Source organism: Kitasatospora sp. NPDC004745, assembly GCF_042873275.1.
In the GTDB taxonomy this organism is placed as follows: domain Bacteria; phylum Actinomycetota; class Actinomycetes; order Streptomycetales; family Streptomycetaceae; genus Kitasatospora.
The window spans coordinates 180,273-190,232 of sequence record NZ_JBIALK010000017.1 but is presented as its reverse complement, the minus strand read 5'-3'; the positions used below and the strand labels follow the sequence as shown (position 1 = coordinate 190,232).

Genomic DNA, 9,960 nt, shown 5'->3' with positions numbered 1-9,960 from the left:
GCCCCCCCTTTTTTAACCCAACCCGGGTTTTGCGCCCCCGCGGTGCCCCCCCCCCCCCCCCGGCCCCCGGGGGGGGGGGGGGGGGGGGGGGTCCCCCCCCCCCCCCCGGCCCCCGCTCCAGGGTCCACCCCTCACCCCTCACCCCGCGCCCCTCACCCCTCACCCGTACGGGTGAGCGACCGTCAGTGGTCGCTGCTAGCGTGCCGTTCCGTCAGCAGACGATCGAGGAAGGGCGGTAGCGGCTCGTGAACGTGGCGCGCCACCAGCTTGTGCAGGAGCGGATCACCGAGGCGGCGGAGGGCGTCAGCGGGCGGGTGCTCGACCACTGGTACACCCTCCGCTACGGCCGTCTCGCGATCGGGACGGTCCGGGAGATGGGCGAGGTGCTCCTCGACCACCTCGGCGCACTCAGCCTGGAGGAGGGCGCGCTCGGAGGCGCCCGCGCCGGTGCCGCCCTCGACACGGCGGCCGAGTGCTTCCACGGCGTGCTCAGCCTCGGCTGCTTCCCCCGGGGCGACTTCGAGGTGCCCTTCCCCCTCATCGACGAGACGCTCTCCAGCGAGGAGCTCCGCTTCGACACCATCGACTTCGCCCCCACCGCCGCCACCTGGGTCGACGCCTTCGCGCTGGTCGTGATCAGCGGCCAGATCGGGGAGCGGCGCCGGATGCTCGGCCCGCTGCTGAAGGACGACTACGCACCCTCCGTCCGCAAGGGCCTGCCCTGGTCCGACATCCACTCGACCTCCGAACCGGCCGAGCTCGCCGAGATGGACGCGCTCTGCGACTACCTCGACGTGGTGGAGACGGCCGTCTCCCCCTGGGTCGCACCCGGCCCGCTGCCGCTGCGCAAGCCGGACGCCGCCGAACGGGGCGCCGCTGCCGCGGCCCTGGACGCCGCCGGCGCACTGACGCCCGACCAGCGCCTGCTGCGCGTCCTGCTCGACGACGACCAGCCCGCCTTCGAGCGCGCCCTGGTCGCACGCCTGGACCTGCACCGGGAGACGACACCCGAGACGGCCCCCGCCCGCAGCCTCCTCCCGGTCGGCCCGATCACCCTGGCGGCCCTGGCCGTCCAGGCCCACGGTTGGCAGCTCGGCGTCTCCTCCGGCTACCTCCCGGCGGCACTGATACGACCCCAGGAGGCCCAGGCGGCCCAGGAGCCCCGGCAGGCCTGACCGGTCCCGGGGCCGATCCTCCGTGGCAGCGGTGCGCGGCCGGCGGCGCGAGGGGCCGAAGCCGCACGCCCGAAGGCGATGACGGGATGGTCGGCACGGTGGCGAATCAGCCGTGGACGGGGCCTCACCGGGGCCGCCCGGCGGCGAAGGCACCGGTGCCGCGGCGGGGCGGTGTCGGCGGGGCGGTGTCGGCTGGGCGGCGTCGCCGGGGCGGGGGGCGGTCGGGGCGCGGCGAGCAGTCCACTGGGGTGTCCACCGGACAGTCCACCAGGCGAAACATCCCACCCTTTGACCGGCGGTGTGCCTACCATCCATCGGCCTGCTCCCCGGACGGATCGGCGGCCACCCCGTCCGCTACCCGGTCTCCTGGTGAGCCCCGGCGCCCCGGAACCGGCGCACGGGGCTCAGCGCCGGGAGCCGCCCACCACCGACACCGGCACCTCCACCACCGGCGTGCCGGCACGGACGACGGGCGCGATCGCCCCGAGGACCGGATCGCAGAAGGCGCGGGCGTCGGCGGCCGCCGGGCCGACCGCCAGCAGGTCCCCGTGCTCGCCGATGAGCGGGGTGTGCTGGTAGGTGAGCGCATGGGAGCGGGCGAGGGCGCGGAACTCCTCGTTCGTCGCGGCGGCCGCCGGGGCCAGGTTGAGCCACCAGGCGCCGGACGCCACGGCGCCGAGCGCACCGGCACGGCGGTCCGTCAGCAGCGCTCGGAGGTCGTCGGGGTCCTCGACGCAGGTCAGCAGCGCTCGCGCCCCGGCCGCGGCCCCCGCGGGTGTCGGGTTCGCGCGGGGGCCGCGGCCGGGGCGGGCGGATCCGGCCGCCCCGGCTTCGGCGGTGCCCCAGGTGCGCACCACGTAGCCGGCCGCGGCGAGTCTGCCCGCGACCCGGACGGCGTTGGCGTTCGATCCGAGGACGGCGACGGCGATCACGTGTCTTCTCCCGTGGTGCGAGGCGGTGGTCCGGCGCTGCACCGCCCGGAGCGGCCGCGCGGCGGAGGTGTCGCCAGTGAACCGCGTCCGGGTAAACGAACGATCAACGCCGGGCCCGTCGCCACCGGCCGGGGCGCACCCGTGGCGCCGTCAGCCCCAGCCGGGAGCGGGCGGGAGCGGCCACCGCGGTGGCACCGGGAGCGGGCCGGTCGAGTGGAGCCGCTCGGGCGGGACCCGGCCAGCGAGCCAGCCGAGCAGGGCGTGGCCCGGAGCGGACACGACGGTGCCGGCCTGCGGACCGGTCTGCGGACCGGCCTCCGGTTCGGGCTCCGCTTCGGCCGGGCGCCAGGTGCGGCCCAGATCGGTGGCGTGCATCCCGGCCAGCGGGAACCGGCGGGCGCCCAGCGCGGCCGAGGCCTCGTCGAGTTCCCGGCCGACGAAGTCGGCGGGCCACCGCGCGGCCGGGCGACCGACACCCAGGTCGACGAGGTGGACCTCCAGCTCCCGCTGCGCCCGGCACAGGACGTACCAGGCCGGGTGCCGCCACCCCGCGAGGGCGGTGACCAGCACCGGCCACCGCTCGGCGGGCCCGGCCGTCGCCTCCTCGACCAGACGGTCCAGGCTCTCCCGCAGGTCCGCGCCGAGGGCGGCCGCGTCCCGCCCCGCGCCCTCGCGCAGCAGCCGGTCGAGGGTGGGGGCGTCCGCCCGGGGCCCGGGTTCGGTACCGGTGCGGGCCAGCTCCAGCAGCCAGTGGTAGACGTCGGCGCTGCGGGCCACGTGCGTGACCAGGTGGGCCCGGCTTCAGCCCGGGAGCCGGGAGGGCCCGCGGGCCTGCGCGTCCGACAAGTGCCCGACCGCGGCACCGAACCGTGCCGCCGAGGCGCGCACACCGTCGAGCAGCGCGGACACCTCACCGGGCGGCGCCGACGCCTCGCCCGGTGGCACGGGACTCGTCATCCTTCCGCGCGGCCGGCCCGGTCGCCCTGCTCGGCCAGCGCCTTGATCCCCTCCAGGGTGGCCGTCATGCCCTTGCGGAGGTCCGCCAGGCGGTACTCGACGATCTGCTCCTCGCGGTCCGGCCACCGGTCGATGACCAGGCTGACCCCGCTGCGCCCGGGGCCGATGACGACGGACTGGCGCAGCCGGGTGCCCCCCTCCTCGGGGGCGAGGTCGAAGCGCCAGGTGGCCAGCGCGACCGCCGGGTCGACCCCCTGATCGTCCGACAGGGCGGACGACGTCGGCACCGGCGCGCCGTAGCGGCCGTCCGGGTCGACGACGGCCCACGCGAAGGACCGGTATTCGGCCAGCTCGATCACCTGGCTGACGGTCCGCCAGCCCCCCATGTCTTCGCGGTGGTTGTGGCCCTCGAACCGGGCGCCGGGCGCCGGCCCGTCGGCGCCGTCGAGCCAGCCCACGCGCTGGAGCTCGGGGCTCAGGCGGGCGGGCAGGCCGATGTCGGTGACCAGCCGCCACACCTGCTCCACCGTGGCGTCGACGTGCACCTCGCAGTGCGTCCCCGGACCGTCGGCGTAGCGCACGTCCGTCCCCCTTCGTTCGTTCCGATCGCGGTCGTCCTCATCCTGCACCAGCTGTGCGGGTCGGCACCCGCCGCGTCCCCGCCTCTGCGTCCGGTGCGCGCGAGGACAGCGGGCGGGTTGCCGCCCTGGGCCCACGACGATGATCGATCCTGCCGAACACCCAAGTCAGTCCACCGATTTACTGGGAAACCCCCAAGCACTACCTTGGGTCGTCGTGACTCTTGACGACCTCCGCGTCTTCGCCGCGGTCTGCCGGGCCGGCTCGCTGAGCGCCGTCGCCCGCGAGCTGTCCTGCACCCAGTCGGCCGTCAGCCAGCACGTGAAACGGCTCGAACGGGAGCTGGGCCTGACCCTGGTGGAGCGCCGTCCGCGCGGGGTGGTGCCCACCAAGGCCGGCCGCCTCCTGCAGACGGCCGTCGCCACCGGTCTGGGCAGCATCGACCACGCGCTGCGCAGCATCGGCGAACTCGCCCGCGGTGAGGGCGGATCGGTGCGGATCACCACCGGAGCCACCAGCATCCGGCACTTCATGTCCGCCGCCGTGGTCGACTACCGCCGGCGCTTCCCGCAGGTCAGCCTGGAGTTCCAGACCGAGGTCTCCAGTCGGAGCTGCTTCGAGGCGCTCACCGCAGGCCGGGTCGACCTGGCCTGGGTCACGCTCGGCACCCCGGTGCACGGGATCGAGCAGCGGCCGGTGGTCGAGCTGCCCTGGGTGCTGGCCGTCGCCGCCGGGGACCCACTGGCCGCCCGGGACGCCATCGAGCCCGCCGACCTGCAGGACGCCCGGCTGATCGGGCTGCCGCAGAACTCGGTGTCGCGCTCCCAGCTCGACTCCTGGCTGGGGCGGTCCGGCATCCGGCCGGTCTTCGACACCAGCGTCGCGGACTGGGACACCGCGATCCTGCTGGCCGAGCTGGGTCTGGGCCACGCCGTCGTCCCGGCCCTGCCGCAGTGGCAGGGCCCCGGCCACCCCGGCCTGCGGCTGCTGCCGCTGCCCGCGCTCCCCGTCCTCGCGGCCGGCTGGGCCGTCCGCCGCGGGGACCCGCTCTCCCCACTGGCCCGCGCCTTCGCCGACACCGTCGCCGACCACTGTGGCCGGAACACCTAGCTCGCCCGACGGAGCACGGCACCGCGCCCGTCCCCGAACCGTGGACGGATCACGGCGCTCCGGCAGCGCCTGCCGGCCGGCGGGGCCCTGGCGGCGACGGCCGCCACGCGGTACCGGGTCGACGAGGAGTCCCCTGCAGCGATGCCGGCCAGGCCGGTCGTCCGGGTGCTGACGGAGGCGGCTTCCGCGGTCGTCGGGCTCGACGGCGACCGCTGTTCCTCCCCCGAGGAGGAGGTCGAGGGCGCCCACCACCAGAACATCGCGAACGTGCTGTCGCCCGGCATCGGACGGTGCCCGCTGCGATCGCCGCAGCGCGGAGGCCTGCGCGACCGCACTCGCGCTGCCTGCCCGGCCCGCGCGGGGCGTGGGAGGATCCCGGGATGCTGATCGAACGCATCGCCGCGGTGGACTGGGACGCGATCCCGACCCCGGGGCTGCACCTCACGCCGCGGGCCGACGACACCGGGCCGCCCGAGCGTTGGCTGTCCGATCCGGTGGAGCCGCTGCGGCTGCTGGCCACCGCCCGCAGCCGTGTCCAGGTCGCCACCGCGGTGTCCGGGCTGGAGTACAGCAGCGTCATGCACGGCCACATGTCCGCCGTGTTCCCCGCTGCGGTGACGGCCGCGCGGTTCCTGCTGGAGATCGCCGAGCAACCGGAGGCCTTCCCGCCGGCCCGCGCGAGCGCCATCGCTCTGCTCGGCGAGTTCCTGACGATGGCGCCGTTCCACGGTTTCCACCGGGTCGAGGGCACCGCGCTGTGCTGTGCGGTGGCCGATCTGCTCCGCACCCGCCGGGCTTTCCTGCGGGCGCTGGACAAGTCCGGCCGGCTGCTGCTCCAGGAGGCCGACACGCACTGGCGCCTCGAGGTCACCGAAACCCTCGCGGACGGCGACGGGGTGCTCGTCTTCGGCGCTCTGGCGGGGCGGTTCCCGGCGGCCAGGGTGCGCGCGGAGCTCCAGCCCGGCGGAGCGCAGCACGCGGCGTCGGTCGAGTACCAGGCGGACGGCCCGGCCGGCGAGGCCTGTCTGCTCCTGGCCGGCCCGGCCGCGCTGCCCGTCGGCGGCGTGCTGCGGCCCGCCGAGTGCGGTGAGCGCGAACACTGAGCAAGCCCCCGAGAGCGCGACCGCCGAGCGAGCATGCCCGCAGGCCCTCGGGCGCTACCGGTCGAGGAAGCGCCGCAGTCCGTCCCGGACGCCCTCGGTGGGCAGGGTGCTCGCGAAGCAGGCCGCCTCGACGGCGAGGCCCGCGTCGACGGGCAGGTCGATGCCCCGGGTGACGGCGCGCAGGCAGGCGGCGACCGCGGTCGGCGCGTGCCGGATGATCCGGTCGACCAGGGCCCTTGCGGTGTCGAGCAGTTCGGCGGCCGGGACGACGGCGTTGACGAGGCCGAGCTCGGCGGCTCGGGCGGCGGTGATCGGGTCGCCGGTGAGGATCAGTTCCAGTCCGCGCTTGCGGCCGACGTGCCGCGGGAGCCGCTGGGACCCGCCGAACGGCGGCGGGAAGCCGAGCGAGATCTCCGGCTTGGCGAAGGTCGCGTGCTCGGCGGCGACGGCCAGTGGGGCGGCCTCGGTGATCTCGCAACCCCCGCCGTAGGCCAGGCCGTTGACGGCCACCACGACCGGCTTCGGGAACTCCTCGATCCGCCGGGTGAGCGCGTGGCCGCGCCGGACGACCTCGCGCAGCGCCCGTTCCGTGCCGCCCGCGATGCTGCCGGCGAGCCAGGGGATGTCGGCGCCGGCGCTGAAGGCCCGCTCCCCTGCCCCGGTGAGGACGACGGCGCGGACGTCGTCGTCGGCGTCGGCGCGGTCGAGGGCGGCGAGCAGCGCGTCGATGGTCGGCCGGTCGAGGGCGTTCAGCTTCCGTTCCCGGTCGATGGTCAGGGTGACGACGTGCCGGTCGCGTTCGGTGCGGACGGTCATGGCGGTTGCTCCGTTTCGCCCGGCGGCACGCGGGGCCCGCGCCGGGGCGGGGCACGCGCACGGACCGCTCGGGGTGGGCCTGGGTGCGGACGGCATCGAGGCTACGAACACCCGCCCGGGACGAGCCACTTATTGTCCTGGATACACGTCGACGGACACGTCGACGGCCCCATGTGGACGAACCCGCGGACGAACCCCATGGGCGGACCCCATCGACCCCGATCCCGGAGGCGCCCGTGCGACCGCCCTCCTACAAGGCCGTCGTCGACGCGTACGCGGCGGCCATCCGCTCCGGCGCGCTCCGGCCCGGCACCCGGCTGCCGACCCACCGGGCGCTGGCCCGCGAGCGGCGGATCGCGCTGGCCACCGCCTCCCGGGTGTACGCCGAACTGGCCGCCGCCGGGCTGGTGGTGGGGGAACGCGGGCGCGGCACCTTCGTCCGGGACCGCTCCGGGTTCGACGGCATCGAGCCCTCGCGCGCACTGCCGGTGCCGCGGGTGGCCGACCTGTCGTTCAACCAGCCGCTCGATCCAGGCCAGGGGGAGGAGCTGCGCCGGGCCCTGCGCGAACTGGCCGCCTCGGCGGACCCGTCGGCGCTGCTGCGCCAGCACCCGCCCGGCGGCCACCGGGCCGACCGGGCGGTGGTGGCGCGGTACCTGCTGGACCGCGGGGTCGACACGGCCCCGGAGCGGGTCGTGCTGACGGGCGGGGCGCAGCAGGCGCTGGACTGCGTGCTGCGCGCGCTGACCCGGCCCGGTGACGTGCTCGCCGTGGACGCGCTCGGCTACCCGGGCGTGAAGCTGCTGGCCGCCGCGCACGGCCTGGACCTCGCGCCCGTCCCGGTGACGGCGGCGGGCCCGGACCTCGACGCGCTGGAGCGGCTCTGCCGCGCCCGGCCGGTCCGCGCCGTGTACACGATGCCGACCGTCCACAACCCGCTCGGCTGGGTGCTCGACCCGGCGCAGCGCGAGCGGCTGGCGGACCTCGCCGCCGCGCACGGCTGCACGCTGATCGAGGACGGCACGTACGCCTTCCTGGAGGCGTCGCCGCCCCCGCCGCTGCACGCGCTGGCCCCGGAACGCACCTGCTACGTCGCCGGGTTGTCGAAGAACGTGGCTCCCGGGCTGCGGTTCGGCTTCGCCGTGCCGCCCGGGCACCTGGTGCCGGCCGTGACCGGCGCGCTGCGCGCCGCGGCCTGGGGCGCCCCGGGGGTGGTCACGGCGCTGGCGACGGGCTGGCTCGCGGACGGCACGGTCGCCCGGCTGGAGGCGCGGCGCCGGGAGGACGCCGCCGCCCGTCAGCGGGTCGCCCGGGCCGCGCTGGCGGGTCTCGAGGTCACCGCGCACCCCGCCTCGTACCTGCTGTGGCTCGGGCTGGCGGAGCACCAGCGGCCCGATCGGGCCGCCGCCGTCCTGGCGGAGCAGGGGATCCTGGTGTCCACCGCCGACGCCTTCGCCACCGGCCCGCTCCGCCCGCACGCGCTGCGGCTGGCGCTGGCCGGCCCGCCGTTGGAGGAGCTGGCGGGCGTGCTGGGGCGGCTGCGGGCGGCGGTCGAGTCGATCCCGCCCTGACGTCCCGGCCGGGGCGCCCCGGCCGGACGGTCCGCCCGGACGACTGCCCCGCCCCACAGCGCCGCACCGCCGCTACCCGGCGGCCCCGGCCCCCGCCGCCCGGGTGAAGCGTGCCCCCCACTCCTCGACGAGGACGCGCAGTTCGGCCGGGTCCGTCACCCGGAACTCGGCGCCGAGCGAGCCGAGCGCCATCGCGGGCCAGTCCAGCGAGTCCGCCGTCATCAGCAGCCGGCAGTGCCCGGCGTCCACCTCCTCGACGGTGCCCCAGCGGCCGACGTGGGCGCGGACGGTCTCGGCGGGGGCGGCCACCAGGGCCTCGACCCGGTGCGGGCGGGGCACGCCGTCGAGCCCGGCCCGGACGAACGCGGCGGCGTCCTCGGCGGGGAGTTCGCGGGGGCCGAACCGGGTGCCACTGCCCTGCGGGGAGCTGAGCCGGTCGAGTCGGAAGGTCCGCCAGTCCTGCCGGTCGAGGTCGTAGGCGACGAGGTACCAGCGGCGGTGGAGGCAGACCAGCCGGTGCGGCTCGACGTGCCGTCGGGAGCCCCGGCCGTCGGCGGCGGAGTAGGAGAAGCGGAGCCGCTCGGTGTCCCGGCAGGCGAGCGCCACCGCGGTGAGCCGGTCCGGGTCGACGCCGGGGCCGGCCGGGGTGCCGCCGCCGATGGGCACGGTGACCGCGCGCAGCGCCTCGACCCGGCGCCGCAGCCGGGCCGGCATCACCTGCGCGACCTTGGCGAGCACCCGGACGGAGGCCTCGGCGATGCCCTCCACCGGGCTCTCGGCCGCGGCCTGCAGGCCCACGGCGAGCGCCACCGCCTCCTCGTCGTCGATCACCAGCGGGGGCAGGGCGGCGCCCGCGGCGAGCTGGTAGCCGCCGTCGACGCCGCGCTGCGCCTCGACGGGGTAGCCGAGTTCGCGCAGCCGGTCGACGTCCCGGCGCAGCGTGCGGATCGAGACGCCGAGCCGGTCGGCCAGTTCCCCGCCCGGCCAGTAGCGGTGGGTCTGGAGCAGCGAGAGCAGTCGCAGCGTTCGGGTGCTGGTGTTCGCCATGTCAGCGATTCTCGCGCAATTCAGGCCAGGAACTGACCGCAATGGCCCGTAGCGTGGACCTTGTCCGAGAGAGCAGGAACCGAGCACGACCCGAACGGAAGGCCACACCATGACCGCGACCCCGAGCAGCAGCACCGCCACCGCCACCGGCGAGCGCGCCGACCTGCTGACGGCCCTGGCCAAGCAGCGGCACTTCCTCCGCTTCACCACCCGCGACCTCACCGACGAGCAGGCCGGTCTGCGGACGACGGCCAGCGAGCTGTGCCTGGGCGGCCTGATCAAGCACGTGGCCGCCGTCGAGCGGGTCTGGGCCGACTTCATCGTCGGGGGCCCGTCGGCGATGCCCGACTTCACCGCCTTCACCGAGGAGGACTTCGCCCGCCGGGCCGACGAGTTCCGGATGCTGCCGGGCGAGACGCTGGCCGGCGTGCTCGCCGAGTACGAGGAGGTGGCCCGCCGCACGGACGACCTGGTCGTGGAGCTGCCCGACCTGGGCGCCACCCAGCCGCTGCCGAAGGCGCCCTGGTTCGAGGCCGACGCCGAGTGGTCGGCCCGCCGCGTCCTGATGCACGTCGTCGCCGAGACCGCCCAGCACGCGGGCCACGCCGACATCATCCGGGAGTCCCTGGACGGCGCGAAGAGCATGGGCTGAGCGGGTTCCGGCGGCTCG

General features: G+C 76.4%; 10 protein-coding genes. 5 read left to right on the top strand and 5 right to left on the bottom strand.

The window, feature by feature from the left end; all coding sequences use genetic code 11:
• The first annotated feature begins 245 nt into the window (after positions 1 to 245).
• Complete coding sequence (locus ACFYUY_RS25870) at positions 246 to 1,175, top strand: immunity 49 family protein (protein WP_387904070.1); 930 nt, start codon at positions 246 to 248, stop codon at positions 1,173 to 1,175.
• 404 nt (positions 1,176 to 1,579) lie between these two features.
• Here ACFYUY_RS25870 and ACFYUY_RS25865 read toward each other — a convergent pair whose 3' ends face one another.
• The 3 genes from ACFYUY_RS25865 to ACFYUY_RS25855 all read right to left on the bottom strand — a co-directional run bounded on the left by ACFYUY_RS25865 (position 1,580) and on the right by ACFYUY_RS25855 (position 3,645).
• Positions 1,580 to 2,107 carry an NAD(P)-binding domain-containing protein gene (locus tag ACFYUY_RS25865; protein ID WP_387904067.1) on the bottom strand — a complete coding sequence of 176 codons (528 nt, stop codon included), beginning with the start codon at positions 2,105 to 2,107 and terminating at the stop codon, positions 1,580 to 1,582.
• Positions 2,108 to 2,257: 150 nt separating this feature from the next.
• Entirely contained in the window at positions 2,258 to 2,896 is a 639-nt protein-coding gene (locus ACFYUY_RS25860) for a maleylpyruvate isomerase N-terminal domain-containing protein (protein ID WP_387904081.1), read from the bottom strand.
• A gap of 164 nt (positions 2,897 to 3,060) precedes the next feature.
• The gene (locus ACFYUY_RS25855) at positions 3,061 to 3,645 is read right to left on the bottom strand and encodes an SRPBCC family protein (protein WP_387904064.1); all 585 of its coding nucleotides are present in this window, start codon (positions 3,643 to 3,645) and stop codon (positions 3,061 to 3,063) included.
• Positions 3,646 to 3,859: 214 nt separating this feature from the next.
• Between ACFYUY_RS25855 and ACFYUY_RS25850 the strand changes: the two genes are divergently transcribed.
• On the top strand, positions 3,860 to 4,753 hold the full coding sequence (locus ACFYUY_RS25850) for a LysR family transcriptional regulator (protein WP_387904062.1): 894 nt from the start codon (positions 3,860 to 3,862) through the stop codon (positions 4,751 to 4,753).
• A gap of 380 nt (positions 4,754 to 5,133) precedes the next feature.
• Positions 5,134 to 5,856, top strand: a complete 723-nt coding sequence (locus ACFYUY_RS25845; protein WP_387904059.1) for a hypothetical protein — start codon at positions 5,134 to 5,136, stop codon at positions 5,854 to 5,856.
• Positions 5,857 to 5,910: 54 nt separating this feature from the next.
• Here the strand turns inward: ACFYUY_RS25845 and ACFYUY_RS25840 are convergent, their stop codons facing one another.
• A complete protein-coding gene (locus ACFYUY_RS25840) occupies positions 5,911 to 6,672 on the bottom strand; it encodes an enoyl-CoA hydratase-related protein (protein ID WP_360218283.1) in 762 nt (253 codons plus the stop codon).
• 236 nt (positions 6,673 to 6,908) lie between these two features.
• Here ACFYUY_RS25840 and ACFYUY_RS25835 point away from each other — a divergent pair, with 236 nt between their 5' ends.
• The gene (locus ACFYUY_RS25835) at positions 6,909 to 8,243 is read left to right on the top strand and encodes a PLP-dependent aminotransferase family protein (protein WP_387904055.1); all 1,335 of its coding nucleotides are present in this window, start codon (positions 6,909 to 6,911) and stop codon (positions 8,241 to 8,243) included.
• Positions 8,244 to 8,315: 72 nt separating this feature from the next.
• On the opposite strand, the gene ACFYUY_RS25830 is transcribed toward ACFYUY_RS25835, so the two are convergent.
• Positions 8,316 to 9,290, bottom strand: coding sequence for a helix-turn-helix transcriptional regulator (locus tag ACFYUY_RS25830; protein WP_387904052.1), 975 nt, complete (start codon positions 9,288 to 9,290; stop codon positions 8,316 to 8,318).
• 109 nt (positions 9,291 to 9,399) lie between these two features.
• On the opposite strand from ACFYUY_RS25830, the gene ACFYUY_RS25825 reads away from it, so the two are divergent.
• Positions 9,400 to 9,942 carry a DinB family protein gene (locus ACFYUY_RS25825; RefSeq protein WP_360218292.1) on the top strand — a complete coding sequence of 181 codons (543 nt, stop codon included), beginning with the start codon at positions 9,400 to 9,402 and terminating at the stop codon, positions 9,940 to 9,942.
• Positions 9,943 to 9,960 lie beyond the last annotated feature (18 nt).

What these genes read in the sequence shown, in the direction of transcription:
- ACFYUY_RS25845 (WP_387904059.1), top strand. Translation starts at nt 5,134, where the DNA reads ATGCTGATCGAACGCATCGCCGCGGTGGACTGGGACGCGATCCCGACC.
- ACFYUY_RS25825 (WP_360218292.1), top strand. Translation starts at nt 9,400, where the DNA reads ATGACCGCGACCCCGAGCAGCAGCACCGCCACCGCCACCGGCGAGCGC.
- ACFYUY_RS25830 (WP_387904052.1), bottom strand. Translation starts at nt 9,290, where the DNA reads ATGGCGAACACCAGCACCCGAACGCTGCGACTGCTCTCGCTGCTCCAG.
- ACFYUY_RS25840 (WP_360218283.1), bottom strand. Translation starts at nt 6,672, where the DNA reads ATGACCGTCCGCACCGAACGCGACCGGCACGTCGTCACCCTGACCATC.